This window comes from Rathayibacter sp. AY1E8 (assembly GCF_002931415.1).
Classification (GTDB): domain Bacteria; phylum Actinomycetota; class Actinomycetes; order Actinomycetales; family Microbacteriaceae; genus Rathayibacter.
This window is the reverse complement of sequence record NZ_PSVI01000007.1, coordinates 35,372-55,923: the sequence shown is the minus strand read 5'-3', so window position 1 is coordinate 55,923 and position 20,552 is coordinate 35,372. Positions and strand designations below refer to the sequence as shown.

The window sequence follows — 20,552 nt, the reverse complement described above, 5'->3', positions numbered from 1 at the left end:
CGCTGCGATCAGTCCATCATCGCGGGGTGAACTCCGGGCCAACACCGGTCGGCGCGTCATCGAACGGTTCTCCCAGGTTGCCGGTCGCTGCGCGGTCCTCCCGGACCCCGGAGGACCGCCGCGATCAGAGCCGGGCGAGCAGCCGCGCGTAGAACTCGATGGCGCGCTCGAACTGGTCGGCCTCGACCGACTCGTCGACCCCGTGGATCCCGAGCTGCTGCCGCGGGCTGATCTCGAACGGGATGAAGCGGTAGACGTGGTCGCTGATGGCGTGGAAGTGCCGGGCGTCGCTGCCGCCGGTCTGCACGTAGGGGGCGACGACCGCGTCCGGGAACGACTCCTGCACGACCGCGCGGAGCAGGTCGTACGGCCCGCCGTCGCCGGGCTCGCCGGTGGGGGAGACGGGGGAGGGCTCGTGGGCGACCTTCACCTCGACCTCGACCTCCGGGTCGTCGATGACGGCGCGGATGCGCTCGACCACGCCCGCCACGGTGCCGCCCGGGTTGATCCGCACGTTCGCGGTGGCGCTGGCGCTGGAGGCGAGGACGTTCGCTCCGGTGCTGCCGCGCAGCTCGGTGATCGCGACGGTCGTCCGCAGCATCGCGGCCGAGCGGTTGGAGTGGGCGGCGAGCGCGCCGATGACGGCGTCCGGGTGCTCGTGCGGGCGGGCGTACCAGACGGCGTGGGCCGCGTCCGCGTGGTCGGCCGCCGCGCGCACCAGCTGGGCGATCGGCTCCGGGAGGGTCGAGGGGAACGGGTTCTCGGTCAGGCGGTGGATCGCCCTCGCGAGCCGCTGGGTGGCGAGCAGCCCGGGCGGGGGCGGCGGAGCGGAGGCGTGGCCGCCGACGTCGCGGCAGGTCAGCTCGAGGTTCATGATCCCGCGCTCGGTGACGCCGATCACGGCGATCGGGGTGGTGACGCCGGGCAGGATGCCGCGCCGCACGTTCCCGCCCTCGTCGAGCACCAGGCGGGGCCGCACCCCGCGCGCGCCCAGCAGGGCGACGACCGAGGGGGCGCCGTCGCCCGCCGTCTCCTCGTTGTGGGTGGAGAGGAGGTACACGTCGTACCGTGGCCGCTCGCCCCGCAGGACGGCCGCCTCGACCGCCTCGAGGAGGGCGACGAGGGAGCCCTTGTCGTCGAGGGCGCCGCGCGCCACGACGGAGGTGCGGCCGTCCGCGGCGACGATCGTCTCGGCCGCGAACGGGTCGTGCGACCACTCCGCCGCCGTCACGCTGACCACGTCGTAGTGGGCCATCAGCACGGCCGACTCGCCCGGCTCCTCACCGCGCCAGCGCCAGAGGAGGGAGTGGCCGGCGACTGTCTCGAAGTCCAGGGCCGCGTGCAGTGCCGGGTAGAGCTCGGCGACGAGCGTGCGGAACGCCTCGAAGCGGCTCCAATCGGTGGCCGTCTCGTCCGAGTGGGACACCGTCTCGACGCGCAGCAGGGCTTGGAAGCGCTCGAGCGCGGTCGTCGTCACCGGGCTAGCCTACGACGGCGGTGCCGGGCTCCCGGCCCCGGCGAGCGTAGGTGCGCGGTGGGACTGCCCGAGGTGTGCGTCGTCTACGTCCTCCGCGAGGGCCCGCGGGGCGCGGAGGTGCTGCTCGGCCGGAAGCGCCGCGGCCTCGGCGAGGGGCGCGTGGTCGCTCCCGGCGGCAAGCTCGAGCCCGGCGAGTCGCCCGTCGCCGCCGCCGTCCGCGAACTGCAGGAGGAGGCCGGGCTCGTCGCCCGAGCGGCCGATCTGGAGCCGCGCGGCGTGCTCGACTACTCCTTCCCGCACCGGCCGGCCTGGAGCCAGCGCTCGCACGTCTTCCTCTGCCGCCGCGTCACCGGCGAGGTCACCGAGTCGAGCGAGCTCGCCGCCGCCTTCGTCCCGGTCGAGGAGGTGCCGTTCGAGCGGATGTGGGATGACGCCCGCCTCTGGCTGCCGGGCGTGCTGCGCGGGGGCGCGCCCGTGCGCCTCCGGGTCGAGTTCGGCGCCGACCTCGCGAGCGTGGCCTCGTGGGGGCCGGCCGACGCTCAGACGAACGTTCCCGCCACCAGCAGCGCCAGCAGCGAGATCACCGAGGCGATCGAGAGCGTCAGCGAGTAGGCGGTGAACGTGCCCCGCACGGTGAGGCCGAGCACGGACTTGAAGAGCCAGAACGCGTTGGCGTTGACCATCCCGAGGAAGAGCGCGCCGGAGCCGGCGGCCAGGGCGATCAGCGCCGGGTTCACGTCGAGCACGGGGATCAGCGGGGCGACGATGCCGACCGCGGTGATCGCGGCCGTCGAGACCGAGCCGATCGCCGCGTGCAGCACGGCCGCGACGACCCAGGTGAGCAGGATCGGCGAGAGGGCCCGCCCGTCGAAGGCGCCGGCGAGCGCGTCGCCGACCCCGGTTCCTCCGACCACGGCGGCGAGGCTGCCGCTGACCCCGGTCAGGACGACGATCGGGCCGCTGCGGGTCAGTGCTCCGCCCAGTGCCGTGGCCACGGCGCCCTTCGGGAGCGTCCGCAGTGCCGTCGCGTAGGCCAGCACCAAGCCGGCCAGCAGCGCGATGTGCGCGTCGCCGAGGAACCGCAGGAGGGGGACGTCGAGCTCGGCCAGCTGGGTGAGCGAGTTCGCGGCGATCAGCACGATGGTGAGGGCGATCGGAGCGACGGCCAGCGCGAGCGGCACCCGCCGCGTCGCGAGCGCCGTGCCTCCCGTGGCCGCGCCCGCCTCGGGCTCGAGAGCGGGCCCCGGGACCGCCCCGCCCTCGAGGTCGCGCTCGTCCCGCCAGCCGCCGCGCTTCACCAGGGCGCTGTACACCAGCACGGTCAGCACGATGGTGACGATGCCCAGCGGGGCGCCGATGGCGACCATCGACGGCAGGGGAGCGCCCGCGATGCCTGCCGTGGCCAGCGCGGCGGCTCCGGGGACGACGAAGACCACGCCCACGATCATCCCGACGATGGAGGAGCCGGCCAGCAGCCCGTAGCCACCGGCACCGAGCCCCCGCGAGGCCAGACGAGTCAGCGGTGCGCTCATCACGACCAGCACGTCGGAGTAGATCGAGGGGAAGGCGACGCCCAGGGTCAGCGCGTAGGCGACCGGGAGCGCGCGCCGACCGAAGCGCTTCACGAGCCAGCGGGCGAGCAGCGGGGCCACGCCCAGCGCCTCCAGGAGCGATCCGAGCAGCAGGCCGAGCGCGATCAGCAGGCCGATGTCGCCGAGGACCGCGCCGAATCCGGACGTCATCGCGGTCACCGTCCCCTCGCCGCCCTGCCCCGAGACGAGGCCGAGCCCGAGGGCCGAGACGAGGAGGGCGATCACCGGCTCGACCTTCAGCACGACGATCAGGACCACGACGGCCACGATCGTGAGCAGGATGAGGAGCACGGGCCAGTAGTCGGTCATGGGCGGTCCTTCTGTCGAGGAGCGGGAGGGCACGGAGACCGGGTCGCCGCGAGCCGTCCAGCCCCGGCCGTGGTGCGCCGCCAGACGGACGATCGCGCGGATCCGCGGAGCCGGGAGAACGCCGCGGAGATGCGGCGCGTCAGCGGAACATACCGATCCCCGACCCTGCTCCCCGACGTCGACGACTTCTTTCGTCATGCAGCATCGCGAACACGCGGGCCGGATGCGCACGGTGCTACTTTCACCGGGCAGACGTCCTCGGGGGGAGGACGCAGCCGCATCTCTCCTCCGTGGTCACCCGCATCCGGACGGCCTCCGCCGTCCGACCCGCCAGGCGCCCTCCGTGGGGCGCCGCCGTCAGCGGGCCACACGACAGCGACGCGATCCGGCCCCGCCCGGACGCGCCCGAGCGCAGCAGGAGCACTACCCATGACGGCACAGATCATCGACGCGACCGATCTCGACGAGCTCCGGCGCGTCGGGCAGGAGCTCCGCGAGGGCGCGACCGTCATCGCGCAGACCGACACGAACTACGGCGTGTTCGCCAGCCCCTTCTCGCGCAGCGCCTGCTTCCGCCTCTACGACATGAAGAAGCGGGACGGCGCGAAGCCGCTCACCCTCTTCGTCTCCGCGCCCCGCGACTGGGCGACCTGGGCCTTCGCCCCGGAGACGGCCGACATGGACGCGCTCGTCGCAGCGTTCTGGCCGGGGCCGCTGAACGTCATCCTGCGCCGCAAGCCCGTCGTCCCGGACTGGGTCACCTCGGGCCAGGACACGGTGTCGGTCGTGCACAACCTCAGCGCCCCGATCAACCTGCTCTCGATATTCGCGGGCCTGCCGCTCGCGGCCACCTCCGCCAACATCAGCGGCACGGTGTCGACCGGACTCGTCGACTTCGACCTCGCCGCGGAGCACCTCGGCGGCGACAGCGACTACCTGATCCGCAGCACCACCGCCCCCGACTCCACGATGAGCAGCACGATCGTCTCCCTCGTGGGCGGCGCGTCGATCGTCCGTCAGGGCGACGTGGGCGCCGACGCACTGCGCGTCGTCGTGCCCTCCCTTGTCTGACCTCGGGCGCGGGGACGCCCCGCGCGGCCGCAGCGCCGCCGGGCTGATCACGGTCTACCGGATCGTCTCGCGCGCCTACTTCCACCTGCCCGTGGTCGCGGTGTTCCTGCTGGCGCGGGGCTACCCGATCCTGGCCGTGGCGCTGCTGCTGGCGCTCTACGGAGTGGTGGCGGCGCTCGCCGACGGCCCGCTCTCGCCGCTCACACGCCGCCTGTCCTCGGCGGGCGCGCTCGTCGTCGGCGAGGGCGTGAAGGCACTGGGCCTCGTCGTGATCGTGCTGGACGCGGATCCGGTCGCCGTCGTGATCAGCCAGCTGCTCGCCGGCTGCGGCTTCTCGCTGACGGCCGGGCGGGACGCCGCGCTGGCCTCCTCGCTGCGCGCCGGAGCCGATGCTCGCCGCCAGGAGACGCGGGTGCAGAGCGGAATGTTCCTCGCCTCCTTCGGCGCGGGAGTGCTCGGGGCCGCCTCGCTCGCGCTCTGGGACCGGCTGCCGTTCCTCCTCAGCGCGCTCGTGTCGTGCGCCGCGCTGGCCGTGGTGCTCCTTGCCCGCCTGCCGCTCGGCGCGAGCGCCGCCTCGGGAGTGGCGGCGCGCGCCGTGCGGCCGGCCGTCCTGCCCGCCGCGGTGCGCTTCTGGTCCCTCTACTACTCCGTGAACCGCGCCGTCCTGCTCGCCGCTTACACCTTCGTGATCCCGCTGCTGCTGTTCCAGGAGCTGCGTCTGACGCTGCCCGCGTTCGGCCTGGTGCTCGGCCTCTACACGCTCGCCGGCCTGGCCGCCGCCCGGCTCTCGCCGCTCATCGCCGGCACGCCCCTGGTCTTCCGGCTGACGGCGCTCACCCAGGTGCTGGGCCTCGCCCTGACCACCCTCGGGGTGCTCGGCGCCGCGATCGCCGGCCTGGCCCTGCTCGGGATCGCGGGCGGCTTCGTGCGGCCCGCGACGATGATCGCCCTGGCGCCGGCGATGAACGGGCTCGAGGACGGCGCCCGGGTCGCGGTGATGCGCGGACTGGAGCGCAACCAGGGGATCCTCCAGGCCGTCCTGCTCGTCGGCGCCGGGATACTCGTCCCCCTCACGGGAGGGACCGCGCCGACCCTCATCGTCCTCGTCATCCTCGCGGTCCTCGCGCAGACGATCGGGGCCGTCTCGATGCGACGACAGGAGAGGAGGGCCGTCACCGCGGAAGCGGAGTGACAGAGGAAGTCCGGGACGAGCCCGGCGGCGGCGTCCCTCATCCACGTGCAAGGAGTGAAGCAATGCAGCCCATCTACACGTTCTCCGATTCCGACAGATCGACCCTCCAGCAGTCGCTGCTGGCGGTCGCCATCGACCCCTATAAGGACTACGACCGCTTCCGCGACGCGATCGCCGCGCTGATCGACAGCGGCGACGTCCCGCAGGGCTTCGTCGACGCGCTCGCCCGCATCCGGCGCGAGCGCGACGAGAAGATCACCTACGCGCACCTGATCTCGAACAACCCGGTCGACGACGAGATCCCCTGGCTCGACCAGGACGACGCGCTCGAGGACAAGTACCGCAAGAAGCTGACGTTCGTCGGCGAGGGCCTGCTCGAGCTGCAGTCGCAGTACCTCGGCTCGCCGCTGCTCGCGTACGCCACCCGCAACAACGGCGACTTCTTCCAGGACGTCTACGCCGACAACCGCTTCTCGAACACCCAGACGCAGAAGACCGACGGCGAGCTGTACTGGCACAACGAGCGGACCGCGCACCCGGTGCGCGCCGACTTCATCTCGCTCCTGGGACTGCGCACGCCCGAGACCGACCTCGTCTACACGAAGTACGTCGACGGCCGCGAGATCCTGCGCTTCATCTCACCCGAGAACCAGGCGCTCCTGCGCGAGGCGGTCTACATCACCCCGTTCGACGAGCTCTCGCGCGCCCAGAACAAGAACCAGATCGTGTCGGACCAGCACGCTCTGCTCGAGAACGAGCACAGCTTCCGCTACTACGACACCCGGACGGTGCCGGCCGACCCGGACGACCTGCCGCACCTGTGGGCGCTCTGGCAGTTCCGCGATGCGCTCTCGAAGGTCAGCGAGCAGTACCACCGGATCCGCGACGCGGACCTGCTGATCATCGCGAACCAGGACGGCCTGCACAGCCGTCAGCTCGTCGACGTCCAGGACCGCGACAAGACCCGCTTCCGCTGGCTGCTGAAGACGTACTCGTTCCGCGACGCGGCGACCGCGGACCGCCACTCCGACTACTGGCTCGACGGCGTCCGCGGCCGAGTCACCGACTGAGAGAGAAGGAGAACGACATGACCGATCTGACCAGGAGCACGCCCCCGCACCCGCTCGACTTCCTGCCCGCGACGGCGCCCCTGGAGGTGTCCAGCGACGACGTGACCGACGGCGAGCGGCTCGCCGAGGCCCAGGGGAGCGGCGACACCAGCCCGTCCCTGCGCTGGAGCGCCGGCCCCGAGGGCACGCAGTCGTACGCCGTGACCGTGTTCGACCCCGATGCGCCGACCCTCGGCGGCATCCACCACTGGGTCCTGGTCGACATCCCGAAGGAGGTCACCGAGCTGGCCGCCGGCTCGACGGAAGTGGGGCGCCCGGCGCTCAACGACCTCGGGTCGCTCGCCTACGCCGGTGCGGCCCCGCCGCCCGGTGACCGCCCGCACCGCTACCTCTTCACGGTGCACGCGCTCGGAGTGCCGACGCTGCCGGTCGACGAGTCGACTCCGGCCTCGCTGGTCGGCTTCCATCTGACCGTCAACACGCTCGCGCGAGGCTCGCTCACGGCCCTCGCCTGAGCCGTCCCGTCGGCGCGCGCGGCGCGGACGGGCGCGCACCGGGCACCGGAGTCGATCCGGAGCCCGGTGCGCGTCCGTTCGCGGCATCACCGCCGCGGACGACGGGAGGCGATCCGCTAGGCTTCCGCTCGGCCGGGGCCCCGCCCATGGCGTCTCTGGACACCACGAAAGGGAAAGAATGACCAGCACGACGGTGATCGAATGGCGTGAGCAGGCTCCTGCGGAAGCGGTGGACGCGCTCTACGCCCCCGGTGGACTGGTCGTCTGCGCGACCAAGGTCGGCTACATCCTGATGACGACCGACGGAGCGGGCCTCGAGCGCAAGTTCTCGGCCAAGCAGCGCAACCGCAACAAGCCGGGCGTCGTGCTCTGCTCCAGCATCGAGCAGCTCACCGAGCTCGCCGAGCTCAACGAGGAGGTCCTCGCCTTCTACCAGAAGCACTGGGACCAGGACGTCCTGCTCGGTTGCATCCTCCCGTGGAAGGCCGAGGCCGTCGACCTGATCGACGAGGACGCCCGCGAGCTGGTCCGCGACGGACGGGGCACCAGCTGCTTCGTCATCCGCTTCGGCCGCCCGGCCGAGCAGCTGGTCGCCACCATGTGGGAGCGCGACCGCACCCTCACCTTCGCCAGCTCGGCCAACCCCTCGGGCGTGGGCAACCGCGGCCGCGTCGCGAACATCGGCGAGCGGATCGAGAACGAGGCCGACGTCATCGTCTCGGCCGACTCCTACGTCTCCTCGATCCAGCCGGACAAGGACGAGGACTCCCGCCACGAGCAGGGCGTCATGGTCTCGATGGTGGACGCCTCGGGCGCCCTCATCCCCGTGCAGGGCGGCGAGCGCTCGATCACCCCGGGCCCCGTGCTGATCCGCCGCGGCCTCGACTACGAGCGCATCATGCTGAACCTCGCCGAGCAGTTCAACTCCTGGGACTACCGCCAGGGCGAGTACTACTGATCCGCTAGCGGATCGCGACGACGGCCGGGCCGGGGCTCGCCCCCGACCCGGCCGTCGTCGTCCCCGGCGTCAGAGCTCGAGCACGTCGCCGGGCTCGAGCGCGTGGTACTCCCCGCCCCCCTCGCGCACGGCCCAGCCGAGCCGGTCGTGGCCGAGCGCGCGTCCCGCCTCCGAGAGGACCTGCTCGTGGGTCGCGAAGGCGTGCCGCGGCGCGATCTCGAGCAGGTAGTCCATCGCCTCGGCGATCTTCATCCACGGCGCGCCCGACGGGGCCGCGAGGACCTCGACGTCGACGCCCTCGGGGACGGTGAAGGAGTCGCCGGCGTAGTAGACGCGGCCGTCGACGAGGACGCCGACGTTGTCGATGACGGGGATGCTCCGGTGGATCACCGCGTGGCGGGCGCCGAAGAAGCGCAGCTCGAACGGGCCGACCGTCACCAGGTCGCCGTCGGCGACCGTCTCGACGTCGAAGCCCTCGGCGGCGGCGGCGACCCCGGCCGGGCCGAGGATCCGCAGCGACGGGGCCGCGTCGCGCAGGCGCTGCAGCTGCTCCGGGGTCCAGTGGTCGGCGTGCTCGTGGGTGAGCACCACGGCGACGGTGTCGGTCGTCCCCTCGACGGGCCGGGTGAAGGACCCCGGATCGATCACCAGCCGGGCGCCGTCCTCCTCGATCAGGACGGCGGCGTGCTCGAGTTTCGTCAGTCTCATGCCCCGAGCCAACCGCCTCGGCGGGCGGCGGGCAAGGCCGGGGCCGAGCGGAGACCGGATGGGCCGGGTGCTCGATTTGCGTCGATGCGGATCCGTGTGCAACACTCTTCGAGTTGCAAAAACGCGGCCCCATCGTTTAGCGGCCTAGGACGTCGCCCTCTCACGGCGGTAACGCGGGTTCAAATCCCGCTGGGGTCACCACGGCAACACGAGAAGAACCCCCGGTCTGACCGGGGGTTCTTCTCGTTTAACACCCGGGTGCTCGCCACGCGGCACCCGCTCGACGCATCGCGCCGATCGCCTCGTTCCCGCTCCGCCTCCCCGGGGCCGCATCCCGCCGGATCGGCGCTAGGATCGCATCCGCGAAGGGGAGTATCCCGCCTTTCCGCTCCCGTCAGTACGCACCGCCCCTGCGCGGCGCCGGGGCGGGACGGGTGACGCGGACCGGCACGGCCGTCCGCTCCCCGGGGAGAGACTTTCGGCCCCTCATCCACTCGGAAGGCCCCCATGCTCGATCTGCCCGTCTGGTTCGTGATCGGCTCGTTCGTCGTCCTGAGCCTGATCCTCGCCTCCGACCTGCTGCTGGTCTACAAGCGCCCGCACGTGCCGAGCCTGAAGGAGTCGGGGCTGTGGGTCGGCTTCTACGTGTCGCTGGCGCTCGTGTTCGCGCTGCTGATGCTGATCCTCGGCGGCGGCGAGCTGGCCGGCCAGTTCGTCGCAGGCTGGCTGACCGAGTACAGCCTCTCGGTCGACAACCTGTTCGTCTTCGTCATCATCATGGGCCGCTTCGCGGTGCCGGCGAAGCTCCAGCAGGAGGTGCTGATGGTGGGCATCATCATCGCGCTGGTCTTCCGCGGCGTCTTCATCCTGCTCGGCGCGCAGCTCATCGAGAGCTTCAGCTGGATCTTCTACCTCTTCGGCGCGTTCCTGGTCTACACGGCCTGGAACCAGGCGTTCGGCGCGGAGGACGAGGACGAGGGCACCGACAACCTGCTCATCCGGCTCCTGCGCCGCCGCGTCAAGATCTCGGACTCGTTCGACGGCTCCAGGATCCGCACCACGATCGACGGCACGCGCCACTTCACGCCGATGCTGATCGTGTTCCTCGCGATCGGCTCGACCGACCTGCTCTTCGCGCTCGACTCGATCCCGGCGATCTTCGGCATCACCGAGAGCCCCTTCATCGTGTTCACCGCGAACGTCTTCGCGCTGATGGGGCTCCGCCAGCTCTACTTCCTGCTCGGCGGGCTGATCGACAAGCTCGAGTACCTCAAGTACGGGATCGCGTTCATCCTCGCCTTCATCGGCGTGAAGCTCGTCCTGCACGCCCTGCACGAGAACGACCTGCCCTTCCTCAACGGGGGCGAGCCGGTGCCGGTGTGGGACATCGACACGATCACCTCGCTCGTGGTCATCGTGCTGAGCATGACCGTGGCGACGCTGGCGAGCCTGGCGAAGATGCGCCGCGAGCACCGCCACATCCAGCTGCACGACGGGCACCCCGAGGTCGTCGCGGACGACGCCCGGTCCTCCGCCGAGGAGAAGTGATCCCGCGATGACGACGACCACGGTCGACCTGCCCCAGGGGGCGCTGCGGCTCGCCGTCAGCAGCAGCACCGACGTCGGCGCCGTCCGCCGCGTCAACGAGGACGACCTCCTCGCCGACGAGCTGCTCCTGGCAGTCGCGGACGGGATGGGCGGGCACGCACGAGGGGACCTCGCGAGCGCAGCCGCCGTCGAGGCGCTGCGCGAGAACCGGCCGACGAGCCTGGGTCCGGTGGACGCGGTGTTCGACCTGGTGGAGGGCGCCAACACGGCCGTGCGCGCGCTCGACGTGGGCGGTGCGCTCTGCGGCACGACGCTGACCGGGCTGATGCTCGTGCTCCCCGAGCCCGCGGGCCCGGCCCGCTGGGCGCTGTTCAACGTCGGGGACTCCCGCGTCTACCGCTGGGACGGTGCCGAACTCCAGCAGCTGACGGTGGACCACTCCGCCGTGCAGGAGCTCGTCTCGGCCGGCCTGCTCACCCCCGAGTCGGCGGAGTCGCATCCCGACCGCAACATCGTCACCCGCGCCCTCGGCGCCGACGAGGAGGTCGAGACGGACGTCTGGACGCTGCCCGTCGTGCCGCGCGCCAGCTACCTGCTCTGCTCCGACGGGCTGACGAAGGAGCTCTCCGACCAGCGGATCGCCGCCCTGTTCGCCCGCCGCGACTCCGGCGACCCTGCCGACCTCGCTCAGGCGCTCGTGCGTGCGGCGGTCGAGGCCGGCGGACGGGACAACGTCACCGTCGTCGTCGTCGACGCCGTGCTCGACGCCCGCGCCTGAGCCGGGCGACTCCGTGCCGCGCCCGCCCGGGAGGCGGGGGAGCGCGGTGCTATTCTCGGTCCATGCTGAGTGGCCCGCACCTCCTTCCGTGCCGCGACGAGACCTCGAACTGACGGCCTCCCTCGTCGCGGTGCCTCGCCCGGCCGAGCAGCGACTCCAGGAGGAGAAGGAACCGTCATGATCGAGACCACACCCGGCACAGCCGCGCCCGCGTCGAGTGGAGCAGGGACCGGCAGGAGAGCCGAGAAGCCGCGCACCCTCGCCGAGAAGGTCTGGGACGACCACGTCGTCGTCGCGGGCGAGAACGGCGCTCCCGACCTGCTCTACATCGACCTGCACCTGCTGCACGAGGTGACCAGCCCGCAGCCGTTCGACGGCCTGCGTGCCGCGGGGCGCCCGCTGCGCCGGCCGGACCTCACCATCGCCACCGAGGACCACAACACGCCGACCCTCGAGATCGGACGCCCCATCGAGGATCCGATCAGCCGCACCCAGATCGACGCGCTGCGCCGCAACGCCGGCGAGTTCGGCGTCCGCCTGCACTCCCTGGGCGACGTCGAGCAGGGCATCGTGCATGTCGTCGGCCCCCAGTTGGGCCTGACGATGCCCGGCGTCACGGTGGTCTGCGGCGACTCGCACACCTCCACGCACGGCGCGTTCGGCGCGATCGCCTTCGGCATCGGCACGAGCGAGGTCGAGCACGTGATGGCGACGCAGACGCTGCCGCTGCAACCCTTCAAGACGATGGCGATCACGGTCGAGGGCACGCTGAAGGAGGGGGTGACGGCCAAGGACATCATCCTCGCGGTCATCGCCCGCATCGGCACCGGCGGCGGCCAGGGCTACATCCTCGAGTACCGCGGCTCCGCGATCCGCGCGCTCTCGATGGAGGGCCGGATGACGATCTGCAACATGTCGATCGAGGCGGGTGCGCGGGCCGGCATGGTCGCGCCGGACGAGACGACCTTCGCCTACCTGCACGGCCGCCCGCACGCTCCGGCGGGCGAGGACTGGGACGCCGCGGTCGCCTACTGGCGGACGCTGCCGAGCGACGAGGGCGCCGTGTTCGACGCCGAGGTCGTGATCGACGCCGACGCGCTCGAGCCGTTCGTCACCTGGGGCACGAACCCCGGCCAGGGCGTCTCGCTCTCGCAGGCGGTACCGGACCCTGACGTCCTCGACGATCCGAACGAGCGCGCCAGCGCTCTGCGAGCGCTGGAGTACATGGCGCTGGAGCCCGGCACGCCGATGAAGGAGATCCCGGTCGACGTGGTCTTCATGGGCTCCTGCACCAACTCGCGGATCGAGGACCTGCGGGCCTTCGCTGCCGTCGTCGAGGGGCGCACCAAGGCCCCCGGCGTCCGCGTGATGGTCGTCCCCGGCTCCGCCCGGGTGCGGCTCGAGGCCGAGGCCGAGGGGATCGACCGGATCGTCACCGCGTTCGGCGCGGAGTGGCGCTTCGCCGGCTGCTCGATGTGCCTCGGGATGAACACCGACCAGCTCGTCCTGGGGGAGCGCGTGGCCTCCACGTCCAACCGCAACTTCGAGGGTCGTCAGGGCAAGGGGGCGAAGACCCACCTCGTCTCGCCCCTCGTCGCCGCGGCCACGGCCGTGCGCGGCACCCTCTCCAGTCCCTCCGATCTGGAGCCGGTCCGCGAGAGAGCAGGAGTCTGACCGTGCAGAAGTTCGAGACCGTCACCGCGATCGCCGCGCCCCTGAAGCGCGCCAACGTCGACACCGACCAGATCCTCCCCGGCATCTACCTCCGCCGCATCACGAAGACCGGCTTCGAGGACGCGCTCTTCCACGGCTGGCGGCAGGACGCGGACTTCGTCCTCAACCAGGAGCGCTACCGCGGCGCCGGCATCCTCGTCGCCGGCCCCGACTTCGCCATCGGCTCCAGCCGCGAGCACGCCGTCTGGGCGCTGCGCGACTTCGGCTTCCGGGTCGTCATCTCCCCCCGCTTCGGCGACATCTTCCGGGGCAACGCCGGCAAGCAGGGACTGCTCGCGGCCGTCGTCTCGGAGCCCGACGTCGAGCGGCTGTGGGAGATCATCGAGGGCACCCCGGGAATAGAACCGACGGTGGATCTGGTTGCGCGTACGGTCACCGCCGGTGGCGAGACCTTCGACTTCGAGATCGACGACTACACTCGATGGCGCCTGATCGAGGGCCTGGACGACATCGGCCTGACCCTGCGCGACGAAGCGCTCATTTCCGAATTCGAGACCCGCCGCGAGAGCTGGCGGCCCAAGACATTGCCGGTGAAATAGCGTGAACACACTTCTTCAGGACGCCAAGGCCCTGCAGGACGCCAAGGCGTCGGGAGCACGGGTGGGAATGACGACCGAGCGGATCACCATCAACGGCGGGCGACCGCTGGTGGGCCGGATCGAGCTCAAGGGGGCCAAGAACCTGGTCACCAAGGCGATGGTCGCGGCGCTGCTCGGCGAGACCGCCTCCACCCTCCGCGACGTGCCCGACATCAGCGACGTCCGCGTCGTGAAGGGCCTGCTCGAAGTCCACGGCGTCAAGGTGAAGCAGGGCGCCGAGGTGGGCGAGCTGATCCTCGACCCTTCCAACGTCGAGTCCGCGCACTTCGCCGACATCGACGCGCACGCCGGCTCCAGCCGCATCCCGATCCTCTTCTGCGGCCCGCTGCTGCACCGCCTGGGCGAGGCGTTCATCCCCGACCTCGGCGGCTGCCGCATCGGCGACCGCCCGATCGACTACCACCTCGAGGTGCTGCGCAACTTCGGCGCCGTCGTCGAGAAGCTGCCCTCGGGCATCCGGATGTCGGCACCCGAGGGCCTGCACGGCGCCAAGGTGTCGCTGCCCTACCCGAGCGTCGGAGCGACCGAGCAGGTCCTCCTGACCGCGGTGCGCGCCTCCGGCATCACCGAGCTCTCGGGCGCGGCGATCGAGCCCGAGATCATGGACCTGATCAACATCCTGCAGAAGATGGGCGCCATCATCTCGGTCGACACCGACCGCGTGATCCGCATCGAGGGCGTGGACCGGCTCACCGGCTACTCCCACCGCGCGCTCTTCGACCGCAACGAGGCGGCCTCCTGGGCGGCCGCGGCCCTCGCGACCGACGGCGACATCTTCGTCGGCGGCGCCCGCCAGCAGGAGATGACCACCTTCCTCAACGTCTTCCGCAAGGTCGGCGGCGCGTTCGAGATCGCCGAGGACGGCATCCGCTTCTACCACCCGGGCGGCGAGCTCAAGCCGGTCATCATCGAGACCGACGTGCACCCCGGCTTCATGACCGACTGGCAGCAGCCGCTGGTCGTGGCGCTCACGAAGGCCAAGGGCGTCTCGATCGTGCACGAGACCGTCTACGAGCAGCGCTTCGGCTTCGTCGACGCGCTCGTCGAGATGGGCGCGACCATCCAGATCCACCGCGAGTGCCTCGGCGGGCAGGCCTGCCGCTTCGGGCAGCGCAACTTCATGCACTCGGCCGTGATCTCGGGACCCTCGAAGCTGCACGGCGCCGACATCGTCGTGCCGGATCTGCGCGGCGGCTTCTCGCACCTGATCGCGGCGCTCTCGGCCGAGGGCACCTCGACGGTCTCGAACGTCGGCATCATCAGCCGCGGCTACGAGAACTTCCTCACCAAGCTCGAGCTGCTGGGCGCCGACTTCTCGCTCGACGCGTAGCCGCCCACCGGGACCCCGGTGCCGCGGAGGACGACCGTCCTCAGCGGCCCGGGGTCCTGTCGCGCCCGGGCGCGCCCCAAGCGGGCGGTTCCGCGTCCTCCTCCAGGCGTCCCCGGATCCGCTTCTCGAGGAGCGCGAGCGTCGTCTCCGGCGCGGGCCGGAGGCCCAGCGGTCCGGGCGACTCGACCAGGACCAGCGTCAGGCGTCCGCGCCGCGTGCCGGCCAGGACGACCTCGAGGGCCTCGCGCGGACGCAGGCCCACCAGCACCCACCGCCGCTCCAGCCGCGCGATCCGCGCCCAGGGCACGACGATGCCCCAGTCGCCGAAGGAGACGGTCAGTCCCCGGCGGCGCGGCACGACCACCGCGTAGGGCCGCAGCGTCGGCAGCGGGAACCGCGGCTCGACACGACGGAGGCCCGCTCCGAGCCGGCCGCGTCCGAGGACCGCGACGCCGCCGGTCGCCTCCGCCTCGACGTGGGCGAGCGGTGCCACCGCCACGCGCCAGAGGGCGTCGACCCCGCCGATCACGAGGGCGACTGACGCCGAGCCGCCGACGAGGACCGCGAGCGTCAGCAGGAGGCCGTCGCCGAGCGCGGCCGCATCGCGTCCGGCCTGCGTGGCGAGCAGCACGACTCCCCACACGATCAGGAGCACCAGGCCGGAGAGCGCGATCGGCGAGTCGGCGAGGCGGCCGAGGGCCCTGCCGACGGCGTCCCACGGCGACGGGCGGCGACGCGGACGGGGCATGCCGGTACCGTACCCGGCGGCCGGGCCGCTCCTCCCACCGCGGGGCCCCGCTGCTCCCAGGCGTGGGGACGCGGCCCCTCCGATGCGGGATGCGAGGATGGGCGGGTGTCTGAGCGAAGCCGTCCGTCCATTTTCTGGTTCCTCGCGGCGGCGGTGATCCCCGTGATGACCGCCTCGGTCGACCTGCGGATCCGGAACGGCGACAAGATCCCGAGCACCGGGGCCTTCGTGTTCGCGCCGAACCACTACAGCGAGATCGACCCGATCATCACGGGCTGGACCCTGTGGCGCGCCGGCCGCGCACCGCGCTTCCTCGCCAAGGCCTCGCTGTTCTCGGTGCCCGTGCTCGGCTCGATCCTGCGCGGCTCCGGGCAGATCCCCGTCGAGCGCTCGGGCTCGGTCCGCGGCAGCGAGCCGCTGAAGACCGCCAAGGCTCTCGTGGACGAGGGCCGCTCGGTCATCATCTACCCCGAGGGCACCCTCACCCGCGACCCCGAGCTCTGGCCGATGCGCGGCAAGACGGGAGCGGTGCGGATGGCGCTGCAGTACGGCCTGCCTGTCGTCCCGGTCGCGCACTGGGGCGCGCAGCAGCTGATGGGCCGCTACTCCAAGCGGATCACCCTCTTCCGCCGCAAGCGCGTCGACGTGATCGTCGGCGACCCCGTCGACCTGTCCGCCTTCCGCGGACGCAGCCTCGACTCCGCCACACTCAACGAGGCCTCCGCGGTCGTGATGGCGGCGATCACCGCCCTGCTCGAGGAGCTGCGCGGCGAGGCGGCGCCCGAGAAGCGCTGGAACCCCTCCGAGCACAACCAGAAGGGCACGGGTCGCTTTGAGTCCGAGCAGTAGGAAGGCGCCCATCCCCGTGCCCCGCCGCGTCGCCGTCCTCGGCGCCGGCAGCTGGGGCACCACGTTCGCGAAGATCCTCGCCGACGGCGGCTCCGACGTCGTGATGTGGGCGCGCCGCGCCGAGCTGGCCCGCGAGATCACCGAGGCCAAGCGCAACAGCGACTACCTCCCCGGCATCAACCTCCCGCGCAACATCCGGGCCACGCCGCGCATCGAGGAGGCGCTGGAGGGCGCGGACCACGTCTACCTCTCCATCCCGTCGCAGTCGCTGCGGAGCAACCTCGAGGCGATCACGCCGTTCCTCACCGAGCGCACGGTGCTGGTGAGCCTGATGAAGGGCGTCGAGAAGGGCACCGGCCAGCGGATGAGCGAGGTGATCGCGCAGATGCTGCCGGTCTCTCTCGACCGGATCGCCGTCGCCTCCGGGCCCAACCTCGCCCTCGAGATCGCCAAGGAGCAGCCGACCGCGGCGGTCATCGCCTCCGAGAGCCTCGTCACCGCGCAGGAGGTGGCTCTCGCGGCGACCAACCGCTACTTCCGCTCCTACGTCAACACCGACGTGATCGGCACCGAGTTCGGCGGCGTGCTGAAGAACCTCATCGCCGTGGCGATCGGCATCGTCGACGGCGTCGGCTACGGCGAGAACACGAAGGCATCGATCATCACGCGCGGTCTCGCCGAGATGACCGACTTCGCGGTCGCGTACGGCGGACGGGCCGAGACGATGGCCGGACTCGCTGGGCTCGGCGACCTCATCGCGACGTCGAGCTCGTCCCTCTCGCGCAACAACACGGCCGGGCGCCTGCTCGGCCAGGGCTACAGCTTCACCGACGTGGTGAAGTCGATGCAGCAGACGGCGGAGGGGCTCGCCTCCGTCGCGCCGGTCCTCGAGCTGGCGCGCGCCAGGGGAGTCGACATGCCCATCGTCGAGCAGGTGTCGCAGGTGCTCGCCGGTACGCTCGATCCGAAGGACATCGCGCCGCACCTGACCACGGATTCGGACGAGCCACAGGGTGAGAGGAACCTCGATGACCAGCAAGCTCCGCGTGGCCGTTCTGTTCGGGGGGCGCTCCAGCGAGCACTCGATCAGCTGCGCAACGGCGGCCGGGGTGCTGCGGGCGATCGACCGTGACCGCTTCGAGGTGATCCCCGTCGGGATCACCTCCGACGGCGCCTTCGTGCTCGAGGAGGACCGTCCTGAGAAGTTCGCTCTCGATGCCGCGTCGCTGCCCCGCGTCGAGGACGACGGCTCCCGTGTGCGCTGGCCGGAGTCGGCCCTCTCGCGTGAGCTCACCGTGACGACCGAGGACGGCGCGACGCGCTCGCTCGGCGAGGTCGACGTGGTGCTGCCGATCCTGCACGGCCCGTGGGGCGAGGACGGCACCGTCCAGGGGATGCTCGAGCTCGTCGGGCTGCCCTACGTCGGCTCGGGCGTGCTCGCGTCGGCGCTCGGCATGGACAAGCACTTCACCAAGACGGTGCTGCGGGCCGCGGGCCTCGCGGTGGCGCCCTGGTACCTCGTGACCGAGGCGGAGTGGCGCGCCGACCCGGGCGACGCCTCCTCGGCCCTCGACGAGCTGGGCCTGCCCGCGTTCGTGAAGCCGGCGCGGGCCGGCTCGAGCGTGGGCGTCAGCCGGATCGACGAGCGCGAGCAGCTCGAGGCCGCGCTGGAGGAGGCGTTCGCGCACGACTCGCGGGTGCTGATCGAGTCGGGCATCGTCGGCCGCGAGGTAGAGATCGGCGTGCTCGGCGGCCGCCGCGGTGCTCCGGCCCGCGCCTCCGTCGCCGGCGAGGTGGTCGTCACCGGCCGCGGCTTCTACGACTTCGAGGCGAAGTACCTCGGGGCGTCCGGCATCGAGCTGGTCTGCCCGGCCGATCTCACCGACGGCGAGCTCTCCGAGATGCGGTCCCTCGCGATCCGCGCCTTCGACGCGATCGGAGCCGAGGGCCTCGCCCGGGTCGACTTCTTCCTCACCGCCGACGGCTTCGTCGTCAACGAGATCAACACCATGCCCGGCTTCACGCCGGTCTCGATGTTCCCGCGCATGTGGGGCGCGAGCGGCGTGGACTACCCGGACCTGATCAGCGAGCTGCTCGACTCGGCGCTCGACCGCGTCCCGGTCGCCGCCCGATGACGTCGGCGCTCGCGCTCCGCGTCGAGGCGGGCGCGGCCGCGGCGCCCTTCGAGCAGATCCGTGAGCAGATCACCGCTCTGATCGCCGCGGGCGAGCTGCCGGTCGGCACGCGGCTGCCGCCGGTGCGCGCGCTGGCCGAGACGCTGGGCGTCGCCGCGGGGACGGTCGCCCGCTCCTACCGGGAGCTGGAGTCGGCGGGCCTGGTCGAGACGCGCGGCCGGGCGGGCACGGTCGTCGCGGGAGGCGTGGACGCGCTGGAGCGCGAGCTGCAGGCCGCGGCCGCCGTGTTCGCGTCCCGCGCGCGCGAGCTGGGGGCGACCTCCGATGGTGCGCTCACCGCAGCGAGTCGAGCCCTCGGCGTCTGACGCTGAAGCTCAGCCGGTGGGCGTGTCCGTCGGATCGAGGGTGTCGGCGTCCGAGACGTCGGTGCACTCGCGCGTCTGCGGGACGTAGGAGACGGCGTTCGCCAGGTCGAGCGCGGCGGAGGATCCGGACGCGCGGCTCTGGTCGACGGTGATCTCCACCGCGGGATCGCGACCGTAGGTGGTCAGCGTGTAGATGTCCTCGTCCTTCTGCGTCTCGTCGATGATCCAGTCGACTCCGCTGACGTTCACGCAGAGGTCCGTCGTCGGGCCGGGCACCTCGACTCCGCAGTGGAGGATGACGGCGGCCGGGGTGCCCCAGGCGGCGGTGCCCTGAGCGTTCGTCTCGCGCTCGGGCTGCTCCGCGACCACGTCGGGCAGGCGCACCGAGACTTCCGCGCAGCCGGTGCTCGTCGCATCGGCGGCGGGCTCGAGGGCGACGCTGGCCGAGCAGCCCGAGAGCAGCAGGACGGCGGCGGCGGCGAGAAGGGGGGAGCGGAGTCGGCGGGGGGACATCGCCGTCAACGCTAGCGTGTGAACCATGGCAGAGGATCGGAGTCCCACCCTGGCCGAGCTCAGCGAGGGCGAGGTGCTCGCGAGGGTGCTGGCCCGGCTCGGCGGCCCGGGCGCGGAGACCCTGGTCGGGCCCGGCGACGACTGCGCGGTGCTGCGGGCTCCCGACGGCCGCTTCGTGGTGACCACGGACATGATGGTGCACGGCCCCGACTTCCGGCTGGCCTGGTCGAGCCCGGCGGACCTGGGCTGGAAGGCGGCGGCCTCGAACCTCGCCGACGTCGCGGCGATGGGAGCCCGTCCCACCGGGCTCGTCGTCGCCCTCGCGGCGCCCCAGTCGCTGGGCGTCGACGTGCTGGAGGGGATCGCGGGCGGACTCGCCGCCGGCTGCGCCGCGATGGCGCCGGGATGCGGAGTCGTCGGGGGAGACCTGTCCGCCTCCGCGACACTGACGCTCTCGATCACGGCGTTCGGCTCGCTCGACGGACGACCGCCGGTGCTCCGCAGCGGTGCGAGGCCGGGGGACGTGCTCGCCGTGGCCGGCCCGCTGGGACGAGCGGGGCTCGGGCTGCGCCTGCTGTTCGAGCAGGCGCGGCGGGACGGGGAGCCGTCGGCCGACCTCGCCGACCGGCTCCGCGAGCGGCATCCGTCCCTCCTCGAGGCACAGCTGCGCCCGACCGCGCCGATCTCCGCGGGCGAGGCCGCGGGCGGGACCGCCACCGCGATGATGGACGTCTCGGACGGCGTGGTGCTCGACGCCCGTCGGATGGCGCGTGCGAGCGGAGTGGCGATCGACCTCGATGCCGCGGCGGTCGACGTGCACGCGCGCGGGCTCACGGGGGTGGAGGGCGTGGACCTCGACCTGGCGAGGGCGCTGGTGCTGGGAGGTGGCGAGGACCACGCGATGCTCGCGTGCTTCCCGCCCGCCGCGGCGCTGCCGGAGGGCTTCGTCCCGCTCGGGGCCGTCCGCGAGGGGGACCCGGAGGTGCGACTGGGCGGGGTCGCGCTCGAGGGGCGCGGGGGCTGGGACCCGTACCTCGGCTGGGACGGCGCGGCGGGCTGAG

Annotated in this window: 21 protein-coding genes and 1 tRNA gene; 17 read left to right on the top strand and 5 right to left on the bottom strand. The window is 72.2% G+C overall.

Features of this window, described 5'->3' with window-relative positions; genetic code table 11:
* Positions 1-124: 124 nt before the first annotated feature.
* Positions 125-1,477, bottom strand: coding sequence for a M20/M25/M40 family metallo-hydrolase (locus tag C5C74_RS03475; RefSeq protein WP_104350986.1), 1,353 nt, complete (start codon positions 1,475-1,477; stop codon positions 125-127).
* 57 nt (positions 1,478-1,534) lie between these two features.
* Here C5C74_RS03475 and C5C74_RS03470 point away from each other — a divergent pair, with 57 nt between their 5' ends.
* The gene (locus tag C5C74_RS03470; protein ID WP_181065444.1) at positions 1,535-2,089 is read left to right on the top strand and encodes an 8-oxo-dGTP diphosphatase; all 555 of its coding nucleotides are present in this window, start codon (positions 1,535-1,537) and stop codon (positions 2,087-2,089) included.
* On the opposite strand, the gene C5C74_RS03465 is transcribed toward C5C74_RS03470, so the two are convergent.
* Positions 2,017-3,378 (bottom strand): GntP family permease, encoded by a 1,362-nt coding sequence (locus C5C74_RS03465; RefSeq protein WP_181028702.1) that lies wholly within the window; start codon positions 3,376-3,378, stop codon positions 2,017-2,019. The two genes, C5C74_RS03470 and C5C74_RS03465, sit on opposite strands and share 73 nt — an antisense overlap.
* A gap of 429 nt (positions 3,379-3,807) precedes the next feature.
* Here C5C74_RS03465 and C5C74_RS03460 point away from each other — a divergent pair, with 429 nt between their 5' ends.
* The 5 genes from C5C74_RS03460 to C5C74_RS03440 all read left to right on the top strand — a co-directional run bounded on the left by C5C74_RS03460 (position 3,808) and on the right by C5C74_RS03440 (position 8,184).
* A complete protein-coding gene (locus C5C74_RS03460; RefSeq protein WP_104225616.1) occupies positions 3,808-4,449 on the top strand; it encodes an L-threonylcarbamoyladenylate synthase in 642 nt (213 codons plus the stop codon).
* Positions 4,442-5,641: a hypothetical protein gene (locus C5C74_RS03455; RefSeq protein WP_104350985.1), complete on the top strand. Its 1,200-nt coding sequence runs from the start codon at positions 4,442-4,444 to the stop codon at positions 5,639-5,641. The genes C5C74_RS03460 and C5C74_RS03455 overlap by 8 nt, the downstream gene beginning before the upstream one ends.
* A 62-nt stretch (positions 5,642-5,703) precedes the next feature.
* The gene (locus C5C74_RS03450) at positions 5,704-6,711 is read left to right on the top strand and encodes a TauD/TfdA family dioxygenase (RefSeq protein WP_104223082.1); all 1,008 of its coding nucleotides are present in this window, start codon (positions 5,704-5,706) and stop codon (positions 6,709-6,711) included.
* A 17-nt stretch (positions 6,712-6,728) separates the two neighbouring features.
* Entirely contained in the window at positions 6,729-7,226 is a 498-nt protein-coding gene (locus tag C5C74_RS03445) for a YbhB/YbcL family Raf kinase inhibitor-like protein (protein ID WP_104223083.1), read from the top strand.
* A gap of 178 nt (positions 7,227-7,404) precedes the next feature.
* Positions 7,405-8,184 (top strand): L-threonylcarbamoyladenylate synthase, encoded by a 780-nt coding sequence (locus C5C74_RS03440; RefSeq protein ID WP_104223084.1) that lies wholly within the window; start codon positions 7,405-7,407, stop codon positions 8,182-8,184.
* A 69-nt stretch (positions 8,185-8,253) separates the two neighbouring features.
* On the opposite strand, the gene C5C74_RS03435 is transcribed toward C5C74_RS03440, so the two are convergent.
* A complete protein-coding gene (locus C5C74_RS03435; RefSeq protein WP_104350984.1) occupies positions 8,254-8,892 on the bottom strand; it encodes an MBL fold metallo-hydrolase in 639 nt (212 codons plus the stop codon).
* A 125-nt stretch (positions 8,893-9,017) separates the two neighbouring features.
* Here C5C74_RS03435 and C5C74_RS03430 point away from each other — a divergent pair.
* From C5C74_RS03430 to murA, 6 genes are all read left to right on the top strand, one after another.
* A tRNA-Glu gene (locus C5C74_RS03430) sits at positions 9,018-9,093 on the top strand.
* Positions 9,094-9,399: 306 nt separating this feature from the next.
* Positions 9,400-10,440 (top strand): TerC family protein, encoded by a 1,041-nt coding sequence (locus C5C74_RS03425; protein WP_104350983.1) that lies wholly within the window; start codon positions 9,400-9,402, stop codon positions 10,438-10,440.
* Between the two features lie 7 nt (positions 10,441-10,447).
* Positions 10,448-11,218: a PP2C family serine/threonine-protein phosphatase gene (locus tag C5C74_RS03420; RefSeq protein WP_104350982.1), complete on the top strand. Its 771-nt coding sequence runs from the start codon at positions 10,448-10,450 to the stop codon at positions 11,216-11,218.
* Positions 11,219-11,395: 177 nt separating this feature from the next.
* Positions 11,396-12,892 carry a 3-isopropylmalate dehydratase large subunit gene (gene leuC, locus C5C74_RS03415; RefSeq protein WP_104223088.1) on the top strand — a complete coding sequence of 499 codons (1,497 nt, stop codon included), beginning with the start codon at positions 11,396-11,398 and terminating at the stop codon, positions 12,890-12,892.
* A 2-nt stretch (positions 12,893-12,894) separates the two neighbouring features.
* Positions 12,895-13,491, top strand: coding sequence for a 3-isopropylmalate dehydratase small subunit (gene leuD, locus C5C74_RS03410; protein ID WP_104223089.1), 597 nt, complete (start codon positions 12,895-12,897; stop codon positions 13,489-13,491).
* A 67-nt stretch (positions 13,492-13,558) separates the two neighbouring features.
* The gene (murA, locus tag C5C74_RS03405; protein WP_181067970.1) at positions 13,559-14,881 is read left to right on the top strand and encodes a UDP-N-acetylglucosamine 1-carboxyvinyltransferase; all 1,323 of its coding nucleotides are present in this window, start codon (positions 13,559-13,561) and stop codon (positions 14,879-14,881) included.
* A gap of 40 nt (positions 14,882-14,921) precedes the next feature.
* Here the strand turns inward: murA and C5C74_RS03400 are convergent, their stop codons facing one another.
* Positions 14,922-15,629, bottom strand: coding sequence for a hypothetical protein (locus C5C74_RS03400; RefSeq protein WP_104350981.1), 708 nt, complete (start codon positions 15,627-15,629; stop codon positions 14,922-14,924).
* Between the two features lie 105 nt (positions 15,630-15,734).
* Here C5C74_RS03400 and C5C74_RS03395 point away from each other — a divergent pair, with 105 nt between their 5' ends.
* From C5C74_RS03395 to C5C74_RS03380, 4 genes are read left to right on the top strand one after another with little or no spacing between them, the layout of a single operon-like run.
* Positions 15,735-16,478 carry a 1-acyl-sn-glycerol-3-phosphate acyltransferase gene (locus tag C5C74_RS03395; RefSeq protein ID WP_244229445.1) on the top strand — a complete coding sequence of 248 codons (744 nt, stop codon included), beginning with the start codon at positions 15,735-15,737 and terminating at the stop codon, positions 16,476-16,478.
* Between the two features lie 16 nt (positions 16,479-16,494).
* Positions 16,495-17,610: an NAD(P)H-dependent glycerol-3-phosphate dehydrogenase gene (locus C5C74_RS03390; protein ID WP_181027083.1), complete on the top strand. Its 1,116-nt coding sequence runs from the start codon at positions 16,495-16,497 to the stop codon at positions 17,608-17,610.
* The gene (locus tag C5C74_RS03385; RefSeq protein WP_104223094.1) at positions 17,507-18,613 is read left to right on the top strand and encodes a D-alanine--D-alanine ligase family protein; all 1,107 of its coding nucleotides are present in this window, start codon (positions 17,507-17,509) and stop codon (positions 18,611-18,613) included. Before C5C74_RS03390 ends, C5C74_RS03385 begins: the two co-directional genes overlap by 104 nt.
* The gene (locus tag C5C74_RS03380; RefSeq protein ID WP_104223095.1) at positions 18,610-18,978 is read left to right on the top strand and encodes a GntR family transcriptional regulator; all 369 of its coding nucleotides are present in this window, start codon (positions 18,610-18,612) and stop codon (positions 18,976-18,978) included. Before C5C74_RS03385 ends, C5C74_RS03380 begins: the two co-directional genes overlap by 4 nt.
* A 9-nt stretch (positions 18,979-18,987) precedes the next feature.
* On the opposite strand, the gene C5C74_RS03375 is transcribed toward C5C74_RS03380, so the two are convergent.
* Positions 18,988-19,491: a DUF3515 family protein gene (locus tag C5C74_RS03375; protein ID WP_104223096.1), complete on the bottom strand. Its 504-nt coding sequence runs from the start codon at positions 19,489-19,491 to the stop codon at positions 18,988-18,990.
* A gap of 25 nt (positions 19,492-19,516) precedes the next feature.
* Between C5C74_RS03375 and thiL the strand changes: the two genes are divergently transcribed.
* Positions 19,517-20,551: a thiamine-phosphate kinase gene (gene thiL, locus C5C74_RS03370; protein ID WP_104289004.1), complete on the top strand. Its 1,035-nt coding sequence runs from the start codon at positions 19,517-19,519 to the stop codon at positions 20,549-20,551.
* The last annotated feature ends 1 nt before the right edge of the window (position 20,552 follow it).

Bases quoted from the DNA above. Each gene is read 5' to 3' on its own strand.
- C5C74_RS03420 (WP_104350982.1), top strand. From the start codon at position 10,448: ATGACGACGACCACGGTCGACCTGCCCCAGGGGGCGCTGCGGCTCGCC.
- C5C74_RS03465 (WP_181028702.1), bottom strand. From the start codon at position 3,378: ATGACCGACTACTGGCCCGTGCTCCTCATCCTGCTCACGATCGTGGCC.
- C5C74_RS03445 (WP_104223083.1), top strand. From the start codon at position 6,729: ATGACCGATCTGACCAGGAGCACGCCCCCGCACCCGCTCGACTTCCTG.
- murA (WP_181067970.1), top strand. From the start codon at position 13,559: ATGACGACCGAGCGGATCACCATCAACGGCGGGCGACCGCTGGTGGGC.
- C5C74_RS03440 (WP_104223084.1), top strand. From the start codon at position 7,405: ATGACCAGCACGACGGTGATCGAATGGCGTGAGCAGGCTCCTGCGGAA.
- thiL (WP_104289004.1), top strand. From the start codon at position 19,517: ATGGCAGAGGATCGGAGTCCCACCCTGGCCGAGCTCAGCGAGGGCGAG.
- C5C74_RS03460 (WP_104225616.1), top strand. From the start codon at position 3,808: ATGACGGCACAGATCATCGACGCGACCGATCTCGACGAGCTCCGGCGC.
- C5C74_RS03380 (WP_104223095.1), top strand. From the start codon at position 18,610: ATGACGTCGGCGCTCGCGCTCCGCGTCGAGGCGGGCGCGGCCGCGGCG.
- C5C74_RS03400 (WP_104350981.1), bottom strand. From the start codon at position 15,629: ATGCCCCGTCCGCGTCGCCGCCCGTCGCCGTGGGACGCCGTCGGCAGG.
- C5C74_RS03385 (WP_104223094.1), top strand. From the start codon at position 17,507: ATGACCAGCAAGCTCCGCGTGGCCGTTCTGTTCGGGGGGCGCTCCAGC.
- C5C74_RS03450 (WP_104223082.1), top strand. From the start codon at position 5,704: ATGCAGCCCATCTACACGTTCTCCGATTCCGACAGATCGACCCTCCAG.
- C5C74_RS03375 (WP_104223096.1), bottom strand. From the start codon at position 19,491: ATGTCCCCCCGCCGACTCCGCTCCCCCCTTCTCGCCGCCGCCGCCGTC.
- leuC (WP_104223088.1), top strand. From the start codon at position 11,396: ATGATCGAGACCACACCCGGCACAGCCGCGCCCGCGTCGAGTGGAGCA.
- C5C74_RS03435 (WP_104350984.1), bottom strand. From the start codon at position 8,892: ATGAGACTGACGAAACTCGAGCACGCCGCCGTCCTGATCGAGGAGGAC.
- C5C74_RS03425 (WP_104350983.1), top strand. From the start codon at position 9,400: ATGCTCGATCTGCCCGTCTGGTTCGTGATCGGCTCGTTCGTCGTCCTG.